A 25,103-nucleotide genomic window follows, 5' to 3' on the forward strand; every position below is an offset into this window, starting at 1 on the left:
GACTACAACGTCAAAACTGGATCGATTTCGCTTATGGAAGCTTCGGCAGGGATTTCCGGCCTGGGTAGGGCCCTGGTTCAGCATAATATGCTGTTGCAGCAGGATGCGGATGCCATCCTGCGTCAGGCGTCGTCTTCGCATATCAGCTTTGTCGAGCAGTTGATACTCAGCAAGAAGATGAGCTCGCAAGAGATTGCCGTGTTCGCCTCGAAGATATTTGGCTATCCCTTGCTGGACATGGGCGCGCTGGATACCGAGCAGTTGCCCAAGGGCCTGGTCGACGACGAGCTGATCGCCAGCCGCCGCCTGCTGCCTTTGCTCAAGCGCGGCAACAAGCTTTACATCGGCACCTCCGATCCCACCCAGACCTCGGCCTATCATGCCATCACCTTCAAGACCGGCCTGACGGTGGAGATTGTCGTCGTCGAAGACGACAAGTTGACCAAGATGCTGGGACGCTATCAGGATAATTCCACCTCGGCGCTGAAGGAGCTGGAGAACGAGGATTTCGGCGATCTGGAGTTCGCCGATCCCGACGCGCAGGCCGACAGCTCGCCGCAGGTGGAGGTGGACGACGCGCCGGTGGTGAAGTTCATCCACAAAATGCTGCTGGATGCGATCGCAGGCGGCGCGTCGGACATTCATTTCGAACCTTATGAAAAATATTACCGAATCCGCTATCGGGTGGATGGGATATTGAAGGAGGTGGCGCAGCCGCCGCTGATCCTGAAGGAAAAGATCGCCTCGCGCATCAAGGTGATTTCCAAGCTCGACATCTCGGAGAAGCGGCTGCCGCAGGATGGCCGCCTCAAACTGGTGATTTCCAAGAGCCGCGCCATCGATTTTCGCGTCAGCACGCTGCCTACGCTGTATGGCGAAAAGATCGTGATGCGGATACTGGACTCCTCGGCCGCCTCGCTGGACGTCGAGCAGCTGGGCTTCGAGCCGGAGCAGAAGCAGCTACTGCTGACTGCGATCGCCCGGCCTTACGGCATGGTGCTGGTGACCGGGCCTACCGGCAGCGGCAAGACGGTATCGCTGTATACCTTTCTGAATATCCTGAACAAGTCGGACACCAATATCGCCACGGCGGAGGACCCGGTGGAGATCAACCTGCCCGGCATCAACCAGGTCAACGTCAACGAGCGGGCCGGACTGACTTTCGCCTCGGCGCTGAAGGCTTTCCTGCGGCAGGATCCGGATGTGATCATGGTCGGCGAGATCCGCGATTTTGAAACCGCCGACATCGCGATCAAGGCGGCGCAGACCGGGCACATGGTATTTTCAACCTTGCACACCAATAATGCGCCGGCGACACTGACGCGGATGCTGAATATGGGCGTGGCGCCGTTCAACATCGCCAGCTCGGTGCTGCTGATCATGGCGCAGCGCCTGGCGCGCCGCCTGTGCAGCCATTGCAAGAAGCCGCTGGAGATTCCGGAAGAGGCGCTGCTGCGGGCGGGCTTCCGCAAGGACGAGCTGGATGGCAGCTGGCAGCCCTATGGCCCGGTGGGCTGCGAGGAATGCCGCAACACCGGTTACCGCGGGCGTACCGGGATTTACGAGGTGATGCCCATCAGCGACGCGATGACGCGCCTGATCATGAAAAACGGCACCGCGGTGGATATCTCCGATCTGGCCTTGCAGGAGGGCATGGTCGATCTGCGCCACGCCGGGTTGCTCAAGGTGAAGCGAGGGGTGACGTCTTTGGCGGAAATCGAGGCGGTGACCAACGACTGAGCATGGGCGATCCTCAGGCCATGGCGCCGCTTTGGGCCGCCGGCCAGTTCAGACAGGGAAGGCTTGAGCTATGGCTACGACAGCGGGGAAAAAGACGAATCCCGGCTACATCTGGGAGTGGGAAGGCAAGGACCGGTCCGGCAAGGGGATACGCGGCGAATTACGCGCCGAGTCGGAGAACGTCGCCAAGACGCAGTTGCGGCGCCAAGGCATCAATGTGGTGAAAATCCGCAAGCGGCGCACCGGTTTCGGCAAGCGTATCACCGAAAAGGACATCGCGCTGTTCACGCGTCAGCTGTCCACCATGATGCGTGCCGGGGTGCCGCTGCTGCAGGCTTTCGACATCGCGGCCAAGGGCCACAGCAATCCGGCGGTGACGCGGATGCTGCTGGAGGTGCGCGCCGACGTGGAGACCGGCCTGTCGCTGGCCGAGTCCTTCCGCAAGCGGCCGCTGTATTTCGACAAGCTGTTCTGCAACATCATCGCCGCCGGGGAAACCGGCGGCGTGCTGGACACCTTGCTGGACAAGCTGGCGACCTACAAGGAAAAGGTGATGGCGATCAAGGCCAAGATCAAGTCGGCGATGATCTATCCGTCGGCCATTGTCGGCACCGCCTTCATCATCACCGCGGTGATCATGATCTACGTGATCCCGGCGTTCAAGGACCTGTTTTCCAGCTTCGGGGCCAACCTGCCGGCGCCGACGCTGTTCGTGATCTGGCTGTCGGACCAGTTCGTGCATTTCTGGTGGCTGATCTTCGGCACCCTGTTCGGCGGGCTGTTCGCCTTCTTCTACGCTTTCAAGCGCACGCCCAAGCTGCAGGAACAGATGGACCGCATCCTGTTGCGGCTGCCGGTGATCGGCGACATCATCCGCAAGGCCACTATTGCGCGCTGGGCGCGCACGCTGTCCACGCTGTTCGCCGCCGGGGTGCCGCTGGTGGAGGCGTTGGACTCGGTGAGCGGCGCGGCCGGCAACCAGGTATACGCCGAGGCGACGCGCCGGATCCAGGCGGATGTCAGCACCGGCTCCAGCCTCAATTACTCGATGCAGCGCACCGATCTGTTTCCCAATATGGTGCTGCAGATGACCTCCATCGGCGAGGAGTCGGGTTCGCTGGACCAGATGCTGGACAAGGTGGCCGACTTTTACGAGGAAGAGGTGGATAATGCGGTGGCCGCGCTCTCCAGCCTGCTGGAGCCGGCGATCATGGTGATATTGGGGGTATTGATCGGCGGTCTGGTGATCGCCATGTATATGCCTATCTTCAAAATGGGTCAGGTGGTGGGTTGATGCTGCAGGATATTTCGTGGCTGTTGGCCACGCATCCGGTTTATCTGACAGGCGTGGTCCTGGTGCTGGGGCTGCTGGTGGGCAGTTTTCTCAATGTGGTGATCCATCGTTTGCCAGCGATGCTGGAGGCTGAATTCCTGGCGGACAGCGTCGGCTATCTGGCGGAGAACCGCCGTTTTCCCGAACTGCAGTTGGCCGCGCAAGGCGCGGCGGCCGCGCTGGGGGGCGAGGCAAGCTGCAATTTGTGGCGTCCGGGCTCGCATTGTCCGGCGTGCCAGGCGCCGGTGCGGCCCTGGCAGAATATCCCGCTGCTGAGCTTTGTGCTGCTGCGCGGCCGCTGCCGTGCCTGCAGCGTTGCCATCAGCCCGCGTTATCCGCTGGTGGAGCTGCTGTGCAGCGCCTTGTTCGGCTTCCTCGCCTGGCAACTCGGTTGGGGCTGGCCGCTCGCCGGCGCCCTGCTGTTGACGGCGGCGCTGTTGGCGCTGACCTTTATCGACATCGATATTCAATTGCTGCCGGACTGCGTGACGCTGCCGCTGTTGTGGGCCGGCCTGCTGTTCAATTGGCACACCGGCTTGGTGTCGTTGTCATCCGCATTGCTGGGCGCGGTGTTTGGCTACCTGTCGCTGTGGCTGGTATTTCATGTGTTCAAGCTGCTGACCGGGCGCAACGGCTTCGGCTATGGCGATTTCAAGCTGCTGGCGGCGCTGGGCGCCTGGCTGGGCTGGGGCATGCTGCCGCTGATCATCCTGCTGTCGTCGCTGGCGGGCGCAGTGGCCGGAATGACGCTGCTGGCGCTGTCCAAGGTGAAGAGGGGGCAGGAGATTCCGTTTGGCCCCTATCTGGCGGTGGCTGGTTGGGTGGCGCTGGTGTGGGGGCCGCAAATCGTGGGCGGGTATCTGACATGGCTATCCCGGTAGTTGGCCTGACCGGCGGCATCGGCTCGGGCAAGAGCGCCGCGGCGGACCGGTTTGCCGAGCTGGGGGTGCCGGTGGTGGATACCGACCGCATCGCGCATCAATTGACTGGCCCCGACGGCGCCGCGATGGCGGCGATTGCGCGCGAGTTCGGCCCGGCGGTGGTGACCGAGGCCGGCGCGCTCGACCGCGCGGCGATGCGCGAGCTGGCGTTCGCCGATCCGGCCTGCCGGCACCGGCTGGAGGCTATCTTGCATCCGGCCATCCACGCCGAGAGCCTGCGCCAGCTGGAGGCCGCGCGCGGCGACTATGCGTTGCTGGTGGTGCCGCTGCTGTTTGAAAGCGACCGTTACGCTCCCTTGCTGGCGCGCAGCCTGGCGGTGGATTGCCGCGAGGATATCCAGCTGGAAAGGGTGATGCGGCGCAATGGCCTGAGCGAAAGCGCGGTGCGCGCCATCATGGCGACGCAGCTGCCGCGGGAGAGAAGATGCCTTTTGGCCGACGATATCATCGACAACAACGGCAGCTTGGCCGAATTGAGGCTTCAAGTTGATGCCAAACACAGTTATTATCTGGCAAATCTTGTCAATGCATTGTATAAGGCTTCCCGCAAGCCATGGAGAAGGGCAGATCTGCCGTGATCAGTTTTGAATTTCCTGTCACCGAGCGCACCCGTATTCTGCTTCGCCTGGAATACCTGTATGGGCGGCTGGCCTACTTCGTCGGCAAGGATGACCCTTACGATCACCACGCCGCGTTGCAAGTGCTGTTCGAGCTGATGGAGACGGCGTCGCGCGCCGATCTGAAGGCGGATCTGTTGCAGGAGCTGGAGCGGCAGAAGCAGGTGCTGGAGGCGCTGCGCGAAAACCCGAATGTGGCCGAGGAAACGCTGGAGGGCGTGCTGGAGGAGATCGAGCGCGCGTCGGGCAAGCTGCTGGCGCTGACCGGCAAATTCGGCCAGAACCTGCGCGAGAACGAATGGCTGATGGCGATCAAGCAGCGCGCCGGCATTCCCGGCGGCACCTGCCAGTTCGACTTGCCTTCCTACCACCTGTGGCAGCAACGCTCGGCCGAGACGCGCCGCCAGGACCTGCAGCGCTGGGCCGCCCCGCTGATGCCCACCGCCGACGCCTCTGACATCCTGTTGCGCCTGTTGCGCGACAGCGGCAAGACCCACCATTACGTGGCGCGCAAGGGCGCATTCCAGCAGATGTCCGGCGGCAAGGTGGTGCAGCTGATCCGCGTCGCCTACGACGACAATCTGGAACTGCTGCCTGAGCTGTCGGCCAACAAGTATGCGCTTAATATCCGTTTCATCAGCGCGGTCACCGGCGAAGCCCGGCCGCGCCAGATCGAACAGGATGTCGAGTTCTACCTCACCAATTGCAAATTCTGAGTCCATGTCCGAAACCGTCCGCATTGTCGCCTGTCCCACCTGCCGCGCCGAAGTGCGTTGGGAGCCGCAAAGCCGCTACCGCCCCTTCTGCAGCGAGCGCTGCCGTTTGATAGACCTGGGGCAGTGGGCCAGCGAATCCTACAAGGTGCCGGCTCAGGAGGAGTCGCCGCCAGGCGAAACCCTGCCGCCGACTCACTGAGCCATCCGCGTCAGCCATGAAAAAAACCGCCAGCGTCAGCCGGCGGTTTTGTTTTTGCCGGGGCGCTTCAGGCGCGTGCGGCCAGCGCGGCGCCCGAGGCGAAGTAGTGCTTGACGCCGCTGAAGATGGCATTGGCCATCTGCTGCTGGAAGTCGGCGGTCAGCAGCCGCTGCTCTTCGTCCGGATTGGAGATGAAGGCGGTTTCCACCAGGATGGACGGGATGTCCGGCGCTTTCAGCACCGCGAAACCGGCCTGCTCCACCGCGTTCTTGTGCAGTTTGTTAAGGCCGCCCAACTGGCCCAGCACCGTTTTTCCCAGTTTCAGGCTGTCGTTGATGGTGGCGGTTTGGGTCAGGTCCAGCAGCGTGTGCGCCAGATACTTGTCCTTGCTGCCGATCTTGACGCCGCCTATCAGGTCGGAATCGTTCTGCGTCTGCGCCAGCGCCTTGGCGAAGGCGCTGGTGGCGCCTTTTTCCGACAGCGCGAACACCGACGAACCGCGCGCGGCGCGGTTGGGCGCCGCGTCGGCGTGGATGGAGACGAACAGGTCGGCGTTCAGCTTGCGCGCCTTGGCCACCCGCACGCCCAAGGGAATGAATACGTCGTCGCTGCGCGTCATGTAGGCGCGCATATTGGGTTCCGCGTCTATCAGCTGCTTGAGCTGGTGGCCTATCTTCAGCACCACGTCCTTCTCGCGGGTGCCGACCATGCCGATGGCGCCGGGGTCTTCGCCGCCATGGCCGGGGTCCAGCATCACCACGATGGGGCGGCCGTTGTTCTTGGCTTTGGGCTTGATCTGCGCCGGCGGCTGCTCCAGCTTGCCCTTGTTGTAATCCTGCAGCAGCGCCAGCAGCGGGTCGTCCTGCTGGCCGCTGGCCGGATACAGGTCCACCACCAGCCTATGCTGGTATTCCGCCACCGGGGTTAGCGTGAAAGCCTGCGGCTTGACGTCGGTTTTTAGTTCCAGCACCAGCCGGACGGTGTCCGGGTCGAACTGGCCGGCGCGGGCGGTGGCGATGTAGGGATCGGCGGCGGCGATCTGGCCGCTGATGTCCTTGAGCACGCCGTTCAGCTGCACGCCTTGCAGATCGATCACCAGCCGGCTGGGATTGGACAGCGTGAACTGCTTGAACTGGATGGCGGAGCTGGACTCCAGCGTGATGCGGGTGTAGGTGGACGAGGGCCAGATGCGCAGGGCGACGATCTGGCTGCCGGCGGCAAAACCATTGCGGCTGACGGCAAGCAAAAAGGTGGCGGCGGCTACGCCTAGCAGCGCGCGGCGTTTCGGGTCGAAAGTCGAAGGAGGCATGACTGTCCGGTTTGAGTCTGAGCTTGAAATTGATAAGTGCGACCCTCGCCGGCTACGGCAAGTTCCAGCACGATGTCGGCCGGGGGGAGCAGGCTGTCGGCCTTTTCCGGCCATTCCACCAGGCACAGACTGTGCTGGCCGAAATATTCGTTGAAGCCGGCGTCGTTCCATTCTTCCGGGTCGGCGAAACGGTACAGATCGAAATGGTGGACACTATATTCGCTAAGGGCGTAGCTTTCTACCAGGGTGTAGGTGGGACTTTTCACCTTGCCGGCGTGGCCCAGCGCGCGCAGCAGGCCGCGGGTGAAGGTGGTCTTGCCGGCGCCCAGGTCGCCCAGCAGATGCACGGTCAGGCCGGGCGCCGCGGCGGCGGCGAAGGCCGCGCCCAGCGCCAGGGTCGAGCTTTCGTCCGGCAGGCTGCCGCTATGAACGCTGGTATCATCCATCGCCATGACTGAGAATTCTCCTCAAAAACCGGATTATCCCGAATTGTCGCGCCAAATCAAGGCCTGGGCCGTCGAGGCCGGCTTTGCCGCGGCGCGCATCACCCGCGCCAGCTTGCCGGACGAAGCCGAACAGCGGCTGCAGGCATGGCTGGCGGCGGGTTTCCACGGCGAGATGGATTATATGGCGCGCCATGGCTCGCTGCGCCTGCGGCCCGCCGAGCTGGTGCCCGGCACGCTCTCCGTCATCTCGCTGCGGATGAACTATTGGCCGGCGGCGCGGGCCGCCGAGCAGGTGCTGGCCGACCCGTCGCGAGCCTACCTGTCGCGCTACGCGCTGGGGCGCGACTATCACAAGGTGCTGCGCAACCGCCTGCAAAAGCTGGCCGAGCGCATCCAGCAGCACATCGGGTCTTTCGGTTTCCGGGTGTTCACCGACAGCGCGCCGCTGGCCGAGGTGGCGCTGGCCTCGCAGGCCGGACTCGGCTGGCGCGGCAAGCACACGCTGTTGCTGACCAAGAACCAGGGCTCGCTGTTCTTCCTGGGGGAAATCCTCACCGATCTGCCGCTGCCGGCCGACGACGCCGAGGACGGCCATTGCGGCCGCTGCCGCAAGTGCCTGGATGTCTGTCCCACCGGCGCCATCGTCGAGCCGTACAGCGTGGATGCCCGCCGCTGCATTTCCTACCTGACTATAGAACTGAAGGGCGTCATCCCCCAGGCGCTGAGGCCCTTGATCGGTAACCGTGTGTACGGCTGCGACGACTGCCAGCTGTTCTGCCCGTGGAACCGTTTCGCGGTGGAAACGGCGGAAACCGACTTTGCGGTGCGTCATGGTCTGGACGACGCCAGTCTGGTAGAACTGTTCGATTGGAGCGCCGACGATTTTCGCGAGCGCATGGCCGGCAGCCCGATCTACCGCATCGGCTACCACAAATGGCTGTCGAATCTGGCGGTGGGCTTGGGCAATGCGCCGACATCGCCCGAGGTGATCGCCGCCTTGCGGCGGCGGCTGGATTTTCCCGACGAGCTGGTGGCCGAGCCGGTGCGCTGGGCGCTGTCCCGGCATGGCGAGTCCTGTTGATTCAGCCGCGCGAGGGCGCGATCACCAGCGATTCTCCCTCCAGCACCACTTTGTCGCCCACCAGGCACTGGGTGGCGAGTTTGACCCGTTTCTTTTCCGGAAACAGCTCCACCACGCTGACGCGGGTGGTGACGGTTTCTCCCAGCCGGACCGGCGATTTGAAGCGGGTGGTTTGCGACAGATAGATGGTGCCGTAGCCGGGCAGCTGGGTGCCGATCACGCCGGAGATCAGGCTGGCGGTCAGCATGCCGTGCACGATGCGGGTTTCAAACTTGGTCGCTGCGGCGTAGACCTGGTTCAGATGCACCGGGTTGTTGTCGCCGCTGACGGCTGAGAACAGCAGCACGTCGGCCTCGGTGATGGTCTTGCCGGCTTCGGCGTTGTCGCCGACTGCGATGTCTTCGAAATAGACGGTCATGACGACTCCCGCTGGTTATGACAGGGAAATGCTGCGGTGCATTGTGACAGCTTCCGCCTGAAATGCAAACCACCGGCAAATGTCGTACTATCGACGCCGAGTTGCATTTTCACCACGCGTCATGCGCTGGCGTACAAACCAAACGCTCGTTTGAAATTTGCTTGGGGCATAATCAGGCTCAGCTGGCCGTCGTTGCCTTCCGCGTTCGATTAACCCACAGATGTTTGCTGGAGGAATATGAAAGTTCTAGTCGCAGTGAAGCGCGTTGTCGATTACAACGTGAAAGTCCGCGTCAAAGCCGACGGCAGTGACGTTGATATCGCCAACGTCAAGATGTCGATGAACCCCTTTGACGAAATCGCCGTGGAAGAGGCGGTGCGTTTGAAGGAGGCCGGCAAGGTCAGCGAGATCGTGGTGGTCTCGATGGGCGTCAAGCAGTGCGAGGAAACCCTGCGCACCGCGCTGGCGATGGGCGCCGACCGCGCCATCCTGGTGGAAACCGACACCGAGCTGCAGCCCCTGGCGGTGGCCAAGCTGCTGAAGGCGGTAGCCGACAAGGAACAGCCACAGCTGGTGATCCTGGGCAAGCAGGCGATCGACGACGACGCCAACCAGACAGGCCAGATGACCGCCGCGCTGCTGGGCTGGTCGCAAGGCACTTTCGCCTCCAAGGTAGACCTGGCGGCCGAGACCGTGGATGTGATCCGCGAGATCGACGGCGGCCTGGAAACCGTCAAGCTGCGCCTGCCGGCGGTGGTCACCGCCGACCTGCGCCTGAACGAGCCGCGCTTCATCAAGCTGCCCAACATCATGGCCGCCAAGAAAAAGCCGCTGGACAAGACCAGCCCGACGGATCTGGGCGTCGACGCCGCGCCGCGTCTGAAAACCCTGAAAGTGGCCGAGCCCGCCAAGCGTTCCGCCGGCATCAAGGTGGCAAACGCCGCCGAACTGGTGGCCAAACTCAAGAACGAAGCAAAGGTGCTGTAAGACATGGCTATCCTCGTTATCGCTGAACACGACAACCAGAGCCTGAAAGCAGGCACGCTCAATACCGTCACCGCCGCCGCCAAACTGGGCGAGGTGCATGTGCTGGTGGCCGGCCACAACGCCGCCGCCGCCGCCGACGCCGCGAAGAACCTGGCCGGCGTGGCCAAGGTGCTGCTGGCCGACGCCGCCCATTACGCGCACGGCCTGGCGGAAAGCCTGTCCGCGCTGGTGGTGGACCTGGCCAAGGGCTACAGCCATGTGCTGGCTCCGGCCACCTCCTTCGGCAAGAACCTGCTGCCGCGCGTGGCCGCCTTGCTGGACGTGGCGCAGATCTCCGAGATCGTCGCCATCGAGTCGGCCGACACCTTCGTGCGTCCGATCTACGCCGGCAACGTCCTGGCCACCGTGCAGTCGGCCGACGCCGTCAAGGTCATCACCGTGCGCACCACCGCGTTCGATTCCGCCGGCCAGGGCGGCAGCGCCGCCGTGGAGAGCATCGCCGCCGCTGCTGACGGCCAGCTGTCCGCTTTCGTCGGCCAGGAACTGACCAAGTCCGACCGCCCGGAACTGGGTTCGGCCAAGGTCATCGTGTCCGGCGGCCGCGCGCTGGGTTCGGAAGAGCAGTTCAAGGCGGTGATCGAGCCCTTGGCCGACAAGCTGTCCGCCGCCGTCGGCGCCTCGCGCGCCGCGGTGGACGCCGGCTACGCGCCCAACGACTACCAGGTGGGCCAGACCGGCAAGGTGGTGGCGCCGCAGCTCTATTTCGCCGTCGGCATTTCCGGCGCGATCCAGCACTTGGCTGGGATGAAGGACTCCAAGGTGATTGTCGCGATCAACAAGGACGAGGAAGCCCCGATCTTCCAGGTGGCCGATTACGGCATCGTCGGCGACCTGTTCACCGTGGTGCCGGAACTGATCGCCGAGCTGTCGAAGTAAGCGACAGCCGGGGGAGGGAAGGCTTCTCCCCCGACCGAGCAGGCAATATAGCCGCCGGAACACACAACAGCAGCCGGCGCCCAATTGATGAGCGCCGGCTTTTTCACGGCCCGGCCTTGCTGGGCCAACGCGAGAGAAACAGAGGAGAGGGCGATGATTTATCAAGCACCCGTCAAGGACATGCGTTTTGTATTGAACGAGCTGGCCGACCTGCCGGCAATCTGCGGGTTGCCCGGTTACGGCGAATGCTCGGTGGAGCTGGTGGACGCCGTGCTGGAAGAGGGCGCCAAGTTCGCCGAGGGCGTGCTGGCGCCGATCAACAAGGACGGCGACCAGGGCGCCAAGTGGCGCGATGGCGAGGTGACCGCCGCGCCGGGCTTCAAGGACGCTTGGCAGCAATATGTGGAGTCGGGCTGGGTGGGCCTGCGCGCGCCGGAAGCGTTCGGCGGGCAGGGCATGCCGGCGCTGGTGGCGGCGGCGGTGGAAGAAATGTGGTGCGCTTCCAACCTGGCCTTCTCGCTGGCGCCGCTGCTGACGCTGGGCGCGGTGGAAGCCATCCACCACCACGCTTCCGATGAGCTGAAAGCCATTTACCTGCCGCAGATGGCCAGCGGTCAGTGGACCGGCACCATGAACCTGACCGAGCCGCAAGCCGGTTCCGACCTAGCCCAGGTACGCTCGCGCGCGGTGCCGGCGGCGGACGGCAGCTACCGCGTCAGCGGCCAGAAGATCTTCATCACCTGGGGCGAGCACGATATGGCGGACAATATCGTCCACTTGGTGTTGGCCCGCCTGCCGGATGCGCCTGCCGGGGTGAAGGGCATTTCGCTGTTCATCGTGCCCAAGTTCCTGGTGAACGCCGACGGGTCGCTCGGCGCGCGCAACGACGTGCGCTGCGTGTCGCTGGAGCACAAGCTGGGCATCCATGGCAGCCCCACCGCGGTGATGAGCTTCGGCGACAACGATGGCGCGGTGGGCTATCTGGTGGGCGAACCCAACAAGGGCCTCAACTACATGTTCACCATGATGAACCATGCCCGCCTGGGCGTGGGCATCGAAGGCATGGCGGTATCCGAACGCGCCTACCAGAAGGCGGTGGAGTACGCGCGCGAACGGGTGCAGAGCCGCGCAGTGGGGTCGCCCGATCCGGCCGGCGTGCCCATCATCCAGCACCCGGACGTGCGCCGCATGCTGATGACCATGCGCGCCCAGATCGAGGCGCAGCGCGCGCTTACCTTCTACACCGCCGCGGCGCTGGACCGCGCCGGCCGCCACCCGGCGCCGGCCGAAGCGGCGCGCAACCAGGCGCTGCTCAACTTTCTGATTCCCATCGTCAAGGGCTGGAACACCGAGCAGGCCAACGAGATCACCAGCCTGGCGCTGCAGGTGCACGGCGGCATGGGCTTCATCGAGGAGACCGGCGTCGCCCAGTACTACCGCGACGCCCGCATCACCGCCATCTATGAAGGTACCACCGGCATTCAGGCGCTGGACCTGATCGGCCGCAAAACCGCGATGGACCACGGTGTCACCGCCCGCGCTCTGCTGGCCGAGGCCCAGTCCAGCGCGGACAAGCTGGCGGCGGCCGGCTTCGACAGCATCGCCCGCAATCTGGCGGCAGCCATCGGCGACGCGGAGCGCTGCGTGGCCTTCATCCTGGAAACCTTCGGCCAACAGCCGCAACTGGCCGCGGCCGGCTCGGTGCCCTTCCTCAAGCTGATGGGCATCGTGCTGGGCGGCTGGCAATTGGGCCGCGCCGCGCTGATCGCCCGGGAGCGGCTACAGGAGGCCGACGCCGACCAGGACTTCCTCAACGCCAAGCAGGTGACCGCGCGCTTCTACGCCGAGCATCTGCTGCCGCAGACGGCCGGCCTTGCCGCCGCCATCCTGCATGGCGCGGATAGCGCGCTGGCGCTGGCCGACAGCCAGTTCTGAGCGAAGAAAAAACCGTTTACGACGCCGCGGCCTTGCCGCGGCGTTTTTTTATGCGAAAATGCCAAAAGTTTGCTTTTACATGGTGGCGAATCCATTGCCAATGGGCGTAAAACCAAGAGTAGGGTTGTTTGTCTGTAAATATTAACAATGGCTAAATTTCTACCTGTCATCAAATCTACGGGCAAGCTATTGCAAAATGGCGCTCTTGCTGCTTAATCTAACGAGCCTGCAGCCGCAGTTGTTCTGCATAATTTTTATAACGGGAAGCCGATGGGTTCTGGGGATAAGACAAGATTGAGCCGCAAACCGGATTTCAGCCGCTGGAAGTTGCCGGGCCGGCAATGGCACAAGGGGTTGCCCGCCCTGGCCATGGGACTGGCCGCTTTCTGGCTGGGACAGCAACTGACGGCGCTGCTGGCGCCGTCAGCGCAGGCCTATCGCACTCTTGCCCCGGCCCAGCCGCAGACGGCCGCCGCCGGCACGGCCCAGGCCCACTGGTTTGGCGAGCCGCCGCAGCAGCCGGTGGCCGCGCCGCCGCCGGTGCGCCTGCTGGGCGTGTACGCGCCCACGCTGCCGGGCGTGGAAGGTTTCGCCATCATCGACAGCAACGGCCATGCCCAGGCGCTATTGCAGGGCAAGCAGACCATCGACGGCTGGGAACTGGTGAAGATCGTTCCCAACGGCGTCACCATGCGCTCCGGCGGCAATGAACAGTTTGTGCCGCTGCAGCCGCGCAACGGCGGCGGCGTCGCTGTCGGAGACGGCGATGCCGGCCAGGCCATGCAGCCTCCGCTGCAGCCAGGCCAGATGCAGCCCGCCGGCCCCGGCGCGATTCCGGTGCCCGTTCCAGGCCAGAATTCCGTACCCGAAGCCCCGCCACAACCAGCGGTAGATCCTGCCGCGATGATTCGCCAATAAGAGAGTGCAATGCGAATTTCCAAACTCGTCGCCACCCTGGCCCTGGCATACAGCTGCCAACTGCTGGCAGCCCCGCAAAACGACACGGTCATGCTCAACTTCGTCAACGCCGACATCGAGACCGTGGTCAAGGCGATAGGCGAAATCAGCGGCAAGAATTTCATCATCGATCCGCGCGTCAAGGGCACGGTCAACATCGTGTCCAGCCGGCCGGTGTCGCGGGCGATGTCCTATCAGGTGCTGCTGTCTTCCTTGCGCCTGCAGGGCTTCGCCGCAGTGGAGGGCAACGGCGTGGTCAAAATCGTGCCGGAGGCCGACGCCAAGCTGCACGCCAAGGCCAGCAAGGGTATTCCGCGCGGCGACGGCGACCGGCTGATCACCAAGGTGTTCGCGCTGAAGAACAGTAACGCCAACCAGCTGGTGCCGGTGATCCGTCCCATCGTGTCGCCCAACAACACCGTGGCGGCCTATCCGCAGTCCAACGCGCTGATCGTTACCGACTACGCGGACAATATCCAGCGCATCGAGTCCATCATCGAGTCGGTGGAGTCCGCCGCCGCCGGCGATACCGTGGTGCTGCCGGTGCTGTTCGGTTCGGCGGTGGAGCTGGCCAATACCTTGAACAAGCTGATGCAGGAAGGCGGCGCCGATAGCGGCAAGACCACCATCCTGGCCGATCCGCGCGCCAACGTGCTGATGGTGCGCGCCGACACGCCGGGCAAGATCGGCAAGATCAAGAGCCTGCTGAAGATGCTGGACCAGCCCAGCCAGGCTGGCTCCAACGTGCGGGTGGTGTATCTGAAGAACGCCGAGGCCGGCAAGGTGGCGCAGACGTTGCGCGCGCTGATGACCGGCGACCCCGGTCCGCTGCAGGGCCGTACCGCGGTCACCACCAATGGCGGCAACGCAGCGGGCGGCAGCGCCTTGAGCGGCAATACCTCCAGTTCCAGTCTGGGAAGCGGCAATAGCGCGCCCGGCTCCACCGCTAGCGGTAACGGCAATGCGCCGGCGACCTCCAGTCCCCTGGTCAACGACAGCCCCGGCAGCGGCGGGGGCGGGGCGGGTGGCGGCGGCTCGATGATCCAGGCCGATCCCACCAATAACGCGCTGATCCTCAACGTCCCCGACAGCATGTATCAGAACCTGCGCAATGTGATCGACATGCTGGACAAGCGCCGCGCCCAGGTTTTGGTGGAGGCCCTGGTGGTCGAGGTGTCGGCTACGCGGGCGATGGAGCTGGGCGTCCAGTGGCAGGCTGCCGGCGGTTCCATCGTCGGCGGCACCAACTTTGCCGGCGCGACCACCAGCGGGACGAGCGGCCCTTCCATCATCGGCACCGCCGCCGGGATAGCCGCAGGCGGCGTGACCGGAGGGCTCGCCAGCAATCTGATCAGCTCCGGCGGGGTCAATCTCGGCTGGATCCGCAACGGCAATATCGCGGCGTTGGCCAAGGCGCTGGAAAGCGAAAACGGCAGCAATGTGGTGGCCAGTCCCTCGCTGCTGGCGACCGACAACGAGAAGGCGCGCATCCTGATCGGCCAGGAAGTGCCGATCCCCATCGGCAACCAGAGCACTCCCAGCAGCAGCACTACCGGCCAGCCTGTGGTCACCACTAGTTATGATCGCAAGACTATCGGCTTTAATCTGGAAATCACCCCGCAGATTTCCGAGGGCGGCAGCATCCGGCTGAAGATTCTGCAGGAAACCGCCAGCCTGGTGGCTTCGAGCCCCAATCTGAACGCAGGCGCCAATGCCGGCCCCACCACCAACCGCCGCATGCTGGAAACCATCGCCAACGTCGACGACGGCAGCATCCTGGCGATTGGCGGCTTGCTGCAGGACCAGGTTGACGATACCGAACAGAAAGTGCCGTTGCTGGGCGATATCCCATGGCTGGGCGGGCTGTTCCGCTACAGCGCCAAGAGCCACAACAAGACCAATCTGATGATTTTCCTCAAGCCCACCATTTTGCGCGGCGAACAGGATGGCCGCATCATCGCGCAGGACCGTTACCAATACATTCTGGGCGATCTCAACCGCGATGCGAAAAAGCTGCCTTTGGATCTTCAGTCGGCGATTCAGTCGCTGCCGCCGGGCGGCATCAAGTCCAGCCTGGAGCGGGATCTGAAAGACTTGCCTAAATGAACAAGCCGACGCTGATGCCGTTGCTGGCTTTCCCCTTCGCCCGCGCCAACGGCGTGATTCTGCTGGATGGCGAAAGCGGCCGCCAGTTGCTGCTGCGCGAAGACGCGCGGCCGGCGGCCTGGGCGGAGGCCTTGCGCCTGCACGGCGGGATGCTGGCAGGAGTGGAAACCCTCAGCGCCAGCCAGTTTGACAAGCGCCTGTCCGAGCACTACGCCAGCCGCGACGGCGCGGCGGCGGAGATGGTGGACGACATCGGCCAGGACATGGACCTCAACCAGATGGTGGAGTCCCTGCCGACGGTGGAGGATCTGCTGGAGAGCGAGGGCGACGCGCCCATCATCCGCATGATCAACGCGCTGTTGACGCAGGCCTTGCGCGACGGCGCATCCGACATCCACATCGAAGCGTTCGAAGACCGTTCTGTGGTGCGCTTCCGCCTGGACGGCACGCTGCGCGACGTGGTCAGCCCGCACCGCGCGCTGCACGCGGCGATGGTGTCGCGGATCAAGATCATGTCCGGCATGGACATCGCCGAAAAACGCATCCCGCAGGACGGCCGCATCTCCCTGCGGCTGGGCGGCCGGCCGGTGGACGTGCGGGTGTCCACGCTGCCCACCAGCCACGGCGAACGGGTGGTGCTGCGTCTGCTGGACAAGGAAAACGCGCGGCTGGATCTGGCGACGCTGGGCATGGCTGCCGACACGCTGGCCTCGGTCGACAAGCTGATCAATCAGCCGCACGGCATCCTGCTGGTCACCGGCCCCACCGGCTCGGGCAAGACCACCACGCTGTACGCGGCGCTGTCGCGGCTGGACGCCAGCCACACCAACATCATGACGGTGGAGGACCCGGTGGAGTACCACCTGGACGGCGTCGGCCAGACCCAGGTCAACCCCAAGATCGACATGAGCTTCGCCAAGGCGCTGCGCGCCATCCTGCGCCAGGATCCGGACGTGGTGATGATAGGCGAGATCCGCGATCTGGAAACCGCGCAGATCGCGGTGCAGGCGTCCTTGACCGGCCACCTGGTGCTGGCCACCTTGCACACCAACGATGCCGCCAGCGCGGTGACCCGGCTCACCGACATGGGGGTGGAGCCCTTCCTGCTGGCGTCAAGCTTGCTGGGGGTGATGGCGCAACGCCTGGTGCGCCGCGTCTGCCCGCAATGCAAGGCGCCGCACCCGGTGCCGCTGGAGGACGAGCCGGACATCGTGCATTACCGCCCGGTGGGCTGCCCGGCCTGCAGCCAGTCCGGCTACAAGGGGCGCTATGGCGTGTACGAACTGATGCTGGTGGACGACACCATGCAGAGGCTGATCCACGACCGTGCCTCCGAGCAGCGGCTGCGCGACCACGCCGCCCGCCACGGCATGCGTAGCCTGCGCGACGACGGTCTGCGCTGGGTCAAGGCCGGCGAGACCAGTCTGGAAGAAATTCTGCGGGTGACGAGAAGCTGATATGGCCGCCTTCCGCTACACCGCCTACGACGCGGCGGGAAAAGAGCAAAGCGGCTTGCTGGACGCCGATTCCGCCCGCGCCGCCCGCGCGCAGCTGCGCGAGCGCGGCCTGCTGCCGGTGGCAGTGGACAGCGTCAACGCCAAAACCGGCAACGCCGGCAGCAATGTGCTGCGCCGCGGCCTGCCGCGCGCCGAACTGGTGATGATCACCGAGCAGCTGTCCACCTTGCTCAACGCCGGCCTGACGCTGGAGAAGGCGCTGACGGCGGTGACCGAGCAGGCGGAGAGTCCCAAGACCCGCACCGTGCTGGCGGCGCTGCGCAGCGACATCATGGAGGGCAAGAGCTTCGCCCAGGCGCTGTCCGCCGCGCCCGGCGTATTCTCGCCCTTGTACCGCTCGCTGGTGCAGGCCGGCGAGCAGTCCGGCCACCTCGACATGGTGATGGCGAGGCTGGCGGAATATCTGGACAAGCGCCAGAACACCCAACAGAAAGTGACGCTGGCGCTGGCCTATCCGGCGGTGGTGACCTTCGTCGCAATCCTGGTGGTATCCGGCCTGATGACCTATGTGGTGCCGCAAGTGGTCAGCGTGTTCGCCCAGACCAAGCAGTCGCTGCCTTTTCTCACCCGCGCGCTGGTGGCTTGCAGCGATTTTCTGCGCCAGTGGGGCCTGCTGCTGCTGATCGCCGTCATCGCCGCGGCGGCGCTGACTGCGCGCGCGCTGCGCGCGCCGTTGCTCAAGCGCCGCTTCCACGCCTGGGTGCTCAAGCTGCCGGTGTTCGGCCGACTGTTCCGCGCGCTCAACACCGCGCGCATGGCCAGTACCATGTCCATCCTGGTGGGTTCCGGCGTGCCCTTGCTCACCGCGCTGGAGACCGCGCGCGGCTTGATGACCATGCTGCCGATGCAGGACGCGGTGGCTGACGCGATGAACAAGGTGAGGGAAGGCGTGTCGCTGTCGCGCGCGCTGCACGCCAGCCGGCAGTTCCCGCCGGTGCTGATCCACCTGATCTCCAGCGGCGAGGCCAGCGGCACGCTGTCGCAGATGTTGGACCGCGCCGCGCAGCAGCAGGAGCAGGAGGTGGAGCGCAAGCTGGCCACTTTCACCACGCTGATGGAGCCGCTGCTGATCCTGGTGATGGGCGGCATGGTGCTGCTGATCGTACTGGCGATCATGATGCCGATCATAGATATGAACCAGATGGTGCATTGAGCGGTCTGTCCGGCAGGGCGCCGCTCATGGCGACGAATTGAAGCAACCCGGCATGGCTGAGGCCCGCCGGATCAAATGACGGAGATGCAATGAAACAGTTGAAACGCACCGCCCAGCGCGGGTTCACCCTGATCGAGATCATGGTGGTGATCGTCATCCTCGGCGTGCTGGCCGCGCTGGTGGTGCCCAAGGTGATGAGCCGTCCGGACGAGGCGCGCGTCGTCGCCGCCAAGCAGGATCTGGGCGCGATCAGCCAGGCGCTCAAGCTGTACCGCCTGGACAACGGCCGCTACCCCAGCACCGACCAGGGCCTGCAGGCGCTGGTGCAGAAGCCAGCCGCCGCGCCGGAACCCAAGAACTGGAAGCCCGGCGGCTACCTGGAGCGCCTGCCTAAAGACCCGTGGGGCAACGCCTACCAGTACGCCAATCCCGGCACCCACGGCGAGATCGACATCTGGAGCTTCGGCGCCGACGGCGAGCCGGGCGGCGAGGGCAACGACGCCGACATCGGCAACTGGGATAGCGGCAAATAAGCGCGCCGCTGCGTGGATCCCGGCATGACTAGCCTGCGCCAGCGCGGCTTCACGCTGATCGAGGTGATGGTGGTGATGCTGATTGTCGGCGTCCTCGCCACCACCGTTACGCTCAGCCTGCGGCCCGACACCCATCGCCTGCTGAACGACGAGGCCTACCGCTTCGCGCGGGTGCTGGAGCAGGCCGGCGACGCCGCCGAGATGGGAGACACGCTGGCCTTGAGCTATGGCGCCAAGGGCTATGTCTTCAGCCGGCTGGACGACGACGGCAACTGGGTAGCGGTGAGCGACGACTTGCTGGCCGACCACCCATGGCCGGACGGCATCCAGGGCGAGGGCGTGCTGCTGGATGGCAAGCCCTGGCCGGCCGGCAAGCCCCTGCTGCTGTGGCAGGACGGGCGGGCGGCGACGCTGGCTGTCCGCTTGGGCGGCGCCGGCAGGCTGCTGACGATATTGCAGTCGCCGCTGGGGCGGGTGACGGTGGCGGACGGCTCATGAAACGGCAAGAGGGCTTTACCCTGTTCGAAGTGCTGGTGGCGTTGGCCATCATCGCGGTGGCGCTGGGCGCGCTGCTGCGCGCCACCGGGCTCGCCGCCGACAACGCCGAGGGCATGGAGCGGCGGATGCAGGCCAATTGGGAAGCGCAGAACCAGATCGCGGTGCTGCAGGCGCTGCGCCAGTTCCCGGAGCCCGGACAGCAGGCGGGCGAGAGCAAGAGCGATGGCATGGAATGGCGCTGGGAACGCGACATCACCGCCACGCCCAATCCCAATTTCCGCAAGGTGGCGGTGCGCATCCTGGCGCCAGGCGCCGGGCATTACGTGCTGGCGGAGATGACCGGCTATTTGCGGCAGGCCCCGGGAGGCGGCGGTTGAGCGCGCAGCGGCAGGGCGGCATGACGCTGCTGGAAATCCTGGTGGCGATGAGCCTGTTGGCCATCCTGTCGGTGATGGGCTACAAGGCTTTCGGCTCGCTGCTGATCGCCCGCGAGCGGCTGATGCAGACCGGCGAGCAGTGGGTGGATGTGGCGCGGGCCTTCCGCCGGCTGGAGAGCGACCTCACTGGCCAGCAGCCGCAGCCGACGGCGGCGGATCAGCAGCAGGGCCTGACGCTCGGCGCTAGCAGCCTGACGCTGATGCAGGATGGTAAGGGGCAGTCGCTGGTGCTGGAGGCGGTTTCCACCCGTTATCCGGGCGGAGTGGAGCGCGTCTCCTACCATGCCGGCAATGGCGGATTAAGCTGGTCGGCCGGCGATGCCGGCGGCGGCGCGGCGATCAGCTACGCGTTGCTCGGGGCCGGCATGCAGGTGAGCTGGCGGGTGATGTTGAACGACGGAAGCTGGCAGGATGCCTGGCCGATAAGCGACGCCGCCCAGGGTCGGGTGGCGCGGGCGTTGGAGATGAGGGTGCTGATGCCGGGCAAGCAGCAGGCCCATCGCGTATGGGTGCTGCCATGAAACGGCGGCAATCGGGCATGGCGGTGATCATGGCGCTGCTGATCGTGGCGCTGGCCACCACCGCGGCCAGCCTGGTGCTGTGGCAGCAGGGCCTGTGGTGGCATCAGCTGGAAAACGACCGCAGCCGCGCGCAGCTGCGGCTGGTGGCCGATGCCGGCCTGGGCTGGGCGATGGAGATCCTGCGTTTCAACAACGGCGCCGCCGGCAACGGCGTGGTGGCCTTGTCGCAGCTGTGGGCGCAGCCGCTGCCGCAGACCGAGGCGCAGGGCGTGAAGGTGAGCGGGGGGCTCGGCGATCTGCAAGGCCGCTTCAATCTGAACTCGCTGGTGGTGAACGGCCAGACCAATACCCGCCAGGTGGTGTTCTACAAGCGGCTGCTGGTCAATCTGGGCTTGCCGAGCAAGCTATCCGAGCCGCTGCTCAAGTCGCTGCGCGGCGGCCGCGACGAGGGTGACAAGCCAGCCGGCGACAACGGCGCGCCGGCGGCGCCGCAGCCCAATCACCCGCTGGTGCGGGTGGAGATGCTGCGCTGGCTGCCGGGCTACACGCCAGAGGTCATGGACAAGCTGGCGCCGCATGTGGCGGCGCTGCCGCCCGGAGTCAGCCAGATCAATGTCAACACCGCGACCGACATGGTGATGAAGACGCTGCTGCCGGGTGTCGGCGACGGCAATCTGCTGGTGCTGATGAACCAGCGCAAGAGCAATTATTTCAAGGACGCGGCCGATTTCAAGGCGCGGCTGCCGGGGCCGGGCATCATCGCCGATACCGACTACGCCGCGGCGTCCAATTACTTTCAACTGGAGAGCCGCGCCAGCTTCGGCAAGGCGCGGCTGCAGATCCGGGCGATGATTTACAGTAGCCAGAACGTCGTCAAGCTGTTGTGGCGGCAGGACGGCAATGATGGCCGCAGCCAGTTGGCGCGGCCGGGTGGGGAGAAACATGACGACGCTGCGACTCTATCTGCGGACGGGCTGGCCCGATAGCGAGCCCGGCTTGCCGTGGGCCCTGCTGGGCGCCCGTGGCGAGCTGAGCGCCCAGGGCGACAGCGCGCCGAGCGGCTGGCCCAGGGCCGACCACTGCGAGCTGGTGCTGCCGGCCGGCCGCACGCTGTTTGCCGAGGTGCGGCTGCCGGAAGCGGTGAAGCAGCCGACGCCGGCGGTGATGGGCTTCGCGCTGGAAGAGCGCCTGGCCAACGATCCGGCCGCCAATCTGTACGCGCTGGGCGCGACGCTGGCGGACGGCCGCCGCGCGGTGGCGGTGACCGAGGCGATGCCGCTGCGCCGCGCGGTGGCGATGCTGAAAAGCCTGGGCCGGCTGTGCGACCGCATTGTGCCGGAGGAGTGCCTGCTGGCGCCGCCGCCGGCCGATGGCTGGAGCGTGACGCGGCTGACCGACCGTTGGCTGGTGCGCGCCGCCTCGCCCTATGCCTCCAGCCTGCCGCGCGGCGGCAGCCAGGTGGAGCAGGCCTTGTTCGCCTCGCTGCTGGCGTTGGCGCCGCCTGCTCGCCTGCGTTTGAGCGGAGTGGACAGCGCCGATGAATTGCTGAGCCGCTTGCCGGGCTGGCAGGGCGAAAGCGTGCGCGGCGAAGCCTATGATTGGCGCCAGGGACGGCGCGAGGGCGGATTCGATTTCGCCCAGGGCGAACTGGCGGCCAACCGCCGCTGGCGCGATTGGGCGCCGTCGCTGCAGCGTTGCGGCTGGCTATTGGGCGGCCTGCTGGCGGCCCAGCTATTGCTGACGCTTGGCCAGGCGGGCTGGTACGCCTGGCAAAAGCACAGCCTGTCGCAGCAGATCCGCAGCGCGGCGACGCCGTGGATCGGCGGCCAGGCATTGCCGGGCAGCAGCGCGCTGGCGATGATGCGCTCGGTGGACAAGCTGCGGCTTTCCCATGGCCAGCCGGCGCGCGACGACATGCTGGAACTGATGGGGGCGCTGGCGGCTGTGAGCGGACGCGATCTGCAGGTGCGCACGCTGGAGTACGAGGCCGGCAGGCTGAAGCTGCAGGTGGCCGAGGTGCCGGCGGAAAGCCTGGCGCGCTGGCGCAAGCTGCTGACGGCGCGGCAGATCATGCTGGACGCGTCCAGCAGCCAACCCGGCAGCAAACAACTGGTGGTGGCGCGGGAGCCGTGATGAAAGCCTACACGCAACAATTTCTCGATTACTGGCGGCAGCGCAGCGTGCGCGAGCAGCGCCTGCTGGCGGCGATGGGGCTGGTGCTGGGCGTGGCCTTGCTCTATTTGGCGGTATGGGAGCCGGCCAGCAGCTCGCTGCAGCGCAACCGGACGTCGGTTGCCAGGCTGCAGGCGGAGCTGGGCGCGGTGCAAAGCCTGGCCGCCGAGGCCAACAAGCTCAAGCGCCAGCCGACGCAGACCCCGCTGCCGGCCAAGGAACTGATTCCCTTGTTGCAGCAGACGGCCAAGAGCCAGGGCCTGACGGTGGCGGCCTTGCAGTTCAGCCCGGACGGCGAGTCCGGCGTGGACATGGAGGGCGTAGTGGGCTTCGACGCCTGGGTGCGTTTCGCCGGGGTGCTGGCGGCGCAACAGCAGGTGCGGGTGGTCAGTGTCCGGATGGACGCGCAGCCGGTGCCGGGCCAGGTCAAGATCAAGGCGTTGCTGGCGCATGCGGGAGCGGCGACATGAGGCAGCGCATGGTGAAATGGCTGTTTCTGGCGGCGCTGCTGCTGGCCGGGGTGGTGTCGGCATTGCCGGCCAGCCTGCTGGGCTTGCCGGTGGCGCGTTTGAGCGATGGCCGCTGGGGCGTCGGCGACGCCAGGGGCACGGTCTGGAACGGCGGCGCCCAGCTGGTGTACCTGGGGCCGGCCGGCGAAGTGCAGGGCATGAGCCCGCTAGCCTGGCAATGGCAGCCTAAGGCCTTGCTGTCAGGCCTGCTGGTCTGGCATCTGGACAGCGCCGGCCAGCCGGGTTTGCTGCAGCTTGGGCTGGGCAAGCAGGAAGTGCGCGGCCTGGCCTTGTCGCTGCCGGTGGCGGCGCTGGCCAATCTGTCCAAGACCTGGCAGGCGGCGCGGCTGGGCGGCGAGCTGCAGCTCTTGGTGCCGCAGCTTTCGCGCCAGGGCAAGGATCTGAGTGGCAGCGTGCAGCTGGCCTGGCGCGGCGCAGCTTCGCCGTTGACCACGGTGCTGCCTTTCGGCAGCTACCAGCTGGACGCCACGGGCACGCCGCAGGGGCTCAGTTTCAATCTGTCCACGCTGGAGGGGCCGCTGATGCTCAATGGCCAAGGCGGCTGGCCGGCGGGCGGCGCCTTCAGCATGACCGGCACGGCGGACAGCCCGCCGGACAAGTACGACGCGCTCAAGCCTTTGCTGCTGATGTTGGGCCAGCCGGCCGGACCGACCAGCGTCAACTGGCAGGTGAAGCCGGGGATGTGACGATTTTTTTGCAAAATAGGCGACTGCCGTATTGTGCAAGCGCAATATGCGCGATATTATAGAAAGGTTTATCCAAACGGGACTGGCGCGAGGCGCCTAGTCCCGTTATTCACATAAGAAATTCGAAAATCCCCAGGGTGGGAAACGGAACCGGCGCAGCCGGTTTTTGTATAAGCGCCCGGGCAAATGCAACAGGAGCCAGCCAGTGTCAACCATCCCCGCAATCCTTGTCTTGGCTGACGGCACGCTTTTCAAAGGTAGTGCTATCGGTGCCACCGGCCATACGGTGGGCGAGGTGGTGTTCAATACCGCCATCACCGGCTATCAGGAGATTCTGACCGATCCCTCCTATACCAGGCAGATCGTCACCCTGACTTATCCCCATATTGGAAACGTCGGCGCGAATTCGGAAGACACCGAATCCAGCGCCGTTTTTGCATCCGGCCTGATCATCCGCGATCTGCCGCTGTTGCACAGCAACTTCCGCGCCGAAGATTCGCTGTCCGATTATTTGAAGAAGCACAAGGTCGTCGCCATCGCCGACATCGACACCCGCCGCCTGACGCGCATTTTGCGCGAGCGGGGCGCCCAGGCCGGCTGCGTCATGGCCGGCGACATCGACGAGGCGCGCGGGCTTGAGCTGGCGCGCGGCTTCGGCAGCATGGCCGGCCAGGATCTGGCCAAAGTGGTGAGCTGCAAGAAACCCTATGCCTGGACCGAACGCCAGTGGAAGCTGGGCGCCGGCTACCAGGTGCAGTCGTCCACCCGTTTCCACGTGGTGGCCTACGACTTCGGCGTCAAGCACAACATCCTGCGCATGCTGGCCGAGCGCGGCTGCCAGTTGACCATCGTGCCGGCCCAGACGCCGGCCAAGGACGTGCTGGCGATGAATCCGCACGGCGTGTTCCTCTCCAACGGCCCCGGCGATCCGGAACCATGCGACTACGCGATCGAGGCGATCCAGCAGATTCTGGACAGCCGGCTGCCGGTGTTCGGCATCTGCCTCGGCCATCAGCTGTTGGGCCTGGCCGCCGGCGCTAAAACCTCGAAGATGAAGTTCGGCCATCACGGCGCCAACCACCCGGTGCAGGACTTGGACTCCGGCCGGGTGATGATCACCAGCCAGAACCACGGCTTCCAGGTGGACGAGACCAGCCTGCCGGCCAATGTCCGCGTCACCCACCGTTCGCTGTTCGACGGCACGGTGCAGGGCATCGCGCTGACCGACCGTCCGGCATTCTCGTTCCAGGGCCACCCGGAAGCGAGCCCAGGGCCGGAGGACGTGGCCTACCTGTTCGACCGCTTCATCGGCGCGATGGCCGAGCGCAAGTGATC

At 65.4% G+C, this 25,103-nt stretch carries 26 protein-coding genes; 23 read left to right on the forward strand and 3 right to left on the reverse strand.

Annotated features, from left to right (window positions below):
* Positions 1-33 precede the first annotated feature (33 nt).
* The 6 genes from pilB (at position 34) to yacG (ending at position 5,546) form a co-directional block, all read left to right on the forward strand.
* Complete coding sequence (pilB, locus tag BI347_RS04525) at positions 34-1,740, forward strand: type IV-A pilus assembly ATPase PilB (RefSeq protein ID WP_071113085.1); 1,707 nt, start codon at positions 34-36, stop codon at positions 1,738-1,740.
* Between the two features lie 70 nt (positions 1,741-1,810).
* Positions 1,811-3,034, forward strand: a complete 1,224-nt coding sequence (locus tag BI347_RS04530) for a type II secretion system F family protein (protein WP_071113084.1) — start codon at positions 1,811-1,813, stop codon at positions 3,032-3,034.
* Positions 3,034-3,954 carry a prepilin peptidase gene (locus BI347_RS04535; protein WP_071115397.1) on the forward strand — a complete coding sequence of 307 codons (921 nt, stop codon included), beginning with the start codon at positions 3,034-3,036 and terminating at the stop codon, positions 3,952-3,954. Before BI347_RS04530 ends, BI347_RS04535 begins: the two co-directional genes overlap by 1 nt.
* Positions 3,939-4,592, forward strand: a complete 654-nt coding sequence (gene coaE / locus BI347_RS04540; RefSeq protein WP_071115398.1) for a dephospho-CoA kinase — start codon at positions 3,939-3,941, stop codon at positions 4,590-4,592. The genes BI347_RS04535 and coaE overlap by 16 nt, the downstream gene beginning before the upstream one ends.
* Positions 4,589-5,347, forward strand: a complete 759-nt coding sequence (gene zapD / locus BI347_RS04545; protein ID WP_071113081.1) for a cell division protein ZapD — start codon at positions 4,589-4,591, stop codon at positions 5,345-5,347. Before coaE ends, zapD begins: the two co-directional genes overlap by 4 nt.
* Before the next feature lie 4 nt (positions 5,348-5,351).
* The gene (gene yacG / locus BI347_RS04550) at positions 5,352-5,546 is read left to right on the forward strand and encodes a DNA gyrase inhibitor YacG (RefSeq protein WP_071113080.1); all 195 of its coding nucleotides are present in this window, start codon (positions 5,352-5,354) and stop codon (positions 5,544-5,546) included.
* A 67-nt stretch (positions 5,547-5,613) separates the two neighbouring features.
* On the opposite strand, the gene BI347_RS04555 is transcribed toward yacG, so the two are convergent.
* Entirely contained in the window at positions 5,614-6,855 is a 1,242-nt protein-coding gene (locus BI347_RS04555) for an N-acetylmuramoyl-L-alanine amidase (protein ID WP_071115399.1), read from the reverse strand.
* Positions 6,813-7,301, reverse strand: coding sequence for a tRNA (adenosine(37)-N6)-threonylcarbamoyltransferase complex ATPase subunit type 1 TsaE (gene tsaE / locus BI347_RS04560; RefSeq protein WP_420837173.1), 489 nt, complete (start codon positions 7,299-7,301; stop codon positions 6,813-6,815). The genes BI347_RS04555 and tsaE overlap by 43 nt, the downstream gene beginning before the upstream one ends.
* 43 nt (positions 7,302-7,344) lie before the next feature.
* On the opposite strand from tsaE, the gene queG reads away from it, so the two are divergent.
* Complete coding sequence (gene queG / locus BI347_RS04565; RefSeq protein WP_239690820.1) at positions 7,345-8,382, forward strand: tRNA epoxyqueuosine(34) reductase QueG; 1,038 nt, start codon at positions 7,345-7,347, stop codon at positions 8,380-8,382.
* A gap of 1 nt (position 8,383) precedes the next feature.
* Here queG and BI347_RS04570 read toward each other — a convergent pair whose 3' ends face one another.
* A complete protein-coding gene (locus tag BI347_RS04570) occupies positions 8,384-8,800 on the reverse strand; it encodes a MaoC family dehydratase (RefSeq protein WP_071113076.1) in 417 nt (138 codons plus the stop codon).
* Between the two features lie 237 nt (positions 8,801-9,037).
* On the opposite strand from BI347_RS04570, the gene BI347_RS04575 reads away from it, so the two are divergent.
* The 16 genes from BI347_RS04575 (at position 9,038) to carA (ending at position 25,101) form a co-directional block, all read left to right on the forward strand.
* Positions 9,038-9,787, forward strand: coding sequence for an electron transfer flavoprotein subunit beta/FixA family protein (locus BI347_RS04575; RefSeq protein ID WP_071113075.1), 750 nt, complete (start codon positions 9,038-9,040; stop codon positions 9,785-9,787).
* A gap of 3 nt (positions 9,788-9,790) precedes the next feature.
* Positions 9,791-10,723: an electron transfer flavoprotein subunit alpha/FixB family protein gene (locus tag BI347_RS04580; RefSeq protein WP_071113074.1), complete on the forward strand. Its 933-nt coding sequence runs from the start codon at positions 9,791-9,793 to the stop codon at positions 10,721-10,723.
* Between the two features lie 153 nt (positions 10,724-10,876).
* A complete protein-coding gene (locus BI347_RS04585) occupies positions 10,877-12,658 on the forward strand; it encodes an acyl-CoA dehydrogenase (protein ID WP_071113073.1) in 1,782 nt (593 codons plus the stop codon).
* 294 nt (positions 12,659-12,952) lie between these two features.
* A complete protein-coding gene (locus tag BI347_RS23455; protein ID WP_071113072.1) occupies positions 12,953-13,576 on the forward strand; it encodes a hypothetical protein in 624 nt (207 codons plus the stop codon).
* Positions 13,577-13,585: 9 nt separating this feature from the next.
* Positions 13,586-15,721: a type II secretion system secretin GspD gene (gene gspD, locus BI347_RS04595; RefSeq protein ID WP_071115401.1), complete on the forward strand. Its 2,136-nt coding sequence runs from the start codon at positions 13,586-13,588 to the stop codon at positions 15,719-15,721.
* Positions 15,718-17,178, forward strand: a complete 1,461-nt coding sequence (gene gspE / locus BI347_RS04600; RefSeq protein ID WP_071113070.1) for a type II secretion system ATPase GspE — start codon at positions 15,718-15,720, stop codon at positions 17,176-17,178. Before gspD ends, gspE begins: the two co-directional genes overlap by 4 nt.
* 1 nt (position 17,179) lies before the next feature.
* Complete coding sequence (gene gspF, locus BI347_RS04605) at positions 17,180-18,391, forward strand: type II secretion system inner membrane protein GspF (RefSeq protein WP_071115402.1); 1,212 nt, start codon at positions 17,180-17,182, stop codon at positions 18,389-18,391.
* A gap of 89 nt (positions 18,392-18,480) precedes the next feature.
* On the forward strand, positions 18,481-18,924 hold the full coding sequence (gene gspG, locus BI347_RS04610; protein WP_071113068.1) for a type II secretion system major pseudopilin GspG: 444 nt from the start codon (positions 18,481-18,483) through the stop codon (positions 18,922-18,924).
* A 24-nt stretch (positions 18,925-18,948) separates the two neighbouring features.
* The gene (locus BI347_RS04615) at positions 18,949-19,422 is read left to right on the forward strand and encodes a prepilin-type N-terminal cleavage/methylation domain-containing protein (RefSeq protein ID WP_071113067.1); all 474 of its coding nucleotides are present in this window, start codon (positions 18,949-18,951) and stop codon (positions 19,420-19,422) included.
* Entirely contained in the window at positions 19,419-19,799 is a 381-nt protein-coding gene (gene gspI, locus BI347_RS04620) for a type II secretion system minor pseudopilin GspI (RefSeq protein WP_071113066.1), read from the forward strand. Before BI347_RS04615 ends, gspI begins: the two co-directional genes overlap by 4 nt.
* Positions 19,796-20,380, forward strand: coding sequence for a type II secretion system protein GspJ (locus BI347_RS04625; RefSeq protein WP_071113065.1), 585 nt, complete (start codon positions 19,796-19,798; stop codon positions 20,378-20,380). The genes gspI and BI347_RS04625 overlap by 4 nt, the downstream gene beginning before the upstream one ends.
* Positions 20,377-21,366, forward strand: a complete 990-nt coding sequence (gene gspK, locus BI347_RS04630; RefSeq protein WP_158020734.1) for a type II secretion system minor pseudopilin GspK — start codon at positions 20,377-20,379, stop codon at positions 21,364-21,366. The genes BI347_RS04625 and gspK overlap by 4 nt, the downstream gene beginning before the upstream one ends.
* Complete coding sequence (gspL, locus tag BI347_RS04635; RefSeq protein ID WP_071113063.1) at positions 21,323-22,513, forward strand: type II secretion system protein GspL; 1,191 nt, start codon at positions 21,323-21,325, stop codon at positions 22,511-22,513. The genes gspK and gspL overlap by 44 nt, the downstream gene beginning before the upstream one ends.
* Positions 22,513-23,022 (forward strand): type II secretion system protein GspM, encoded by a 510-nt coding sequence (gene gspM, locus BI347_RS04640; RefSeq protein WP_071115404.1) that lies wholly within the window; start codon positions 22,513-22,515, stop codon positions 23,020-23,022. Before gspL ends, gspM begins: the two co-directional genes overlap by 1 nt.
* Entirely contained in the window at positions 23,019-23,768 is a 750-nt protein-coding gene (locus BI347_RS04645; protein ID WP_083338701.1) for a type II secretion system protein N, read from the forward strand. The genes gspM and BI347_RS04645 overlap by 4 nt, the downstream gene beginning before the upstream one ends.
* Before the next feature lie 205 nt (positions 23,769-23,973).
* Positions 23,974-25,101, forward strand: a complete 1,128-nt coding sequence (carA, locus tag BI347_RS04650) for a glutamine-hydrolyzing carbamoyl-phosphate synthase small subunit (RefSeq protein WP_071113060.1) — start codon at positions 23,974-23,976, stop codon at positions 25,099-25,101.
* Positions 25,102-25,103: the final 2 nt, after the last annotated feature.

The sequence above is a fragment of the Chromobacterium sphagni genome, from assembly GCF_001855575.1.
Taxonomy (GTDB): Bacteria; Pseudomonadota; Gammaproteobacteria; order Burkholderiales; family Chromobacteriaceae; genus Chromobacterium; species Chromobacterium sphagni.

Coding starts and splice junctions, on each gene's coding strand:
- pilB (WP_071113085.1), top strand. CDS start 34: ATGGAAGCTTCGGCAGGGATTTCCGGCCTGGGTAGGGCCCTGGTTCAG.
- BI347_RS04530 (WP_071113084.1), top strand. CDS start 1,811: ATGGCTACGACAGCGGGGAAAAAGACGAATCCCGGCTACATCTGGGAG.
- BI347_RS04535 (WP_071115397.1), top strand. CDS start 3,034: ATGCTGCAGGATATTTCGTGGCTGTTGGCCACGCATCCGGTTTATCTG.
- coaE (WP_071115398.1), top strand. CDS start 3,939: ATGGCTATCCCGGTAGTTGGCCTGACCGGCGGCATCGGCTCGGGCAAG.
- yacG (WP_071113080.1), top strand. CDS start 5,352: ATGTCCGAAACCGTCCGCATTGTCGCCTGTCCCACCTGCCGCGCCGAA.
- BI347_RS04555 (WP_071115399.1), bottom strand. CDS start 6,855: ATGCCTCCTTCGACTTTCGACCCGAAACGCCGCGCGCTGCTAGGCGTA.
- tsaE (WP_420837173.1), bottom strand. CDS start 7,301: ATGGATGATACCAGCGTTCATAGCGGCAGCCTGCCGGACGAAAGCTCG.
- BI347_RS04570 (WP_071113076.1), bottom strand. CDS start 8,800: ATGACCGTCTATTTCGAAGACATCGCAGTCGGCGACAACGCCGAAGCC.
- BI347_RS04575 (WP_071113075.1), top strand. CDS start 9,038: ATGAAAGTTCTAGTCGCAGTGAAGCGCGTTGTCGATTACAACGTGAAA.
- BI347_RS04580 (WP_071113074.1), top strand. CDS start 9,791: ATGGCTATCCTCGTTATCGCTGAACACGACAACCAGAGCCTGAAAGCA.
- BI347_RS04585 (WP_071113073.1), top strand. CDS start 10,877: ATGATTTATCAAGCACCCGTCAAGGACATGCGTTTTGTATTGAACGAG.
- gspD (WP_071115401.1), top strand. CDS start 13,586: ATGCGAATTTCCAAACTCGTCGCCACCCTGGCCCTGGCATACAGCTGC.
- gspE (WP_071113070.1), top strand. CDS start 15,718: ATGAACAAGCCGACGCTGATGCCGTTGCTGGCTTTCCCCTTCGCCCGC.
- gspF (WP_071115402.1), top strand. CDS start 17,180: ATGGCCGCCTTCCGCTACACCGCCTACGACGCGGCGGGAAAAGAGCAA.
- gspG (WP_071113068.1), top strand. CDS start 18,481: ATGAAACAGTTGAAACGCACCGCCCAGCGCGGGTTCACCCTGATCGAG.
- BI347_RS04615 (WP_071113067.1), top strand. CDS start 18,949: ATGACTAGCCTGCGCCAGCGCGGCTTCACGCTGATCGAGGTGATGGTG.
- gspI (WP_071113066.1), top strand. CDS start 19,419: ATGAAACGGCAAGAGGGCTTTACCCTGTTCGAAGTGCTGGTGGCGTTG.
- gspK (WP_158020734.1), top strand. CDS start 20,377: ATGAAACGGCGGCAATCGGGCATGGCGGTGATCATGGCGCTGCTGATC.
- gspL (WP_071113063.1), top strand. CDS start 21,323: ATGACGACGCTGCGACTCTATCTGCGGACGGGCTGGCCCGATAGCGAG.
- gspM (WP_071115404.1), top strand. CDS start 22,513: ATGAAAGCCTACACGCAACAATTTCTCGATTACTGGCGGCAGCGCAGC.
- BI347_RS04645 (WP_083338701.1), top strand. CDS start 23,019: ATGAGGCAGCGCATGGTGAAATGGCTGTTTCTGGCGGCGCTGCTGCTG.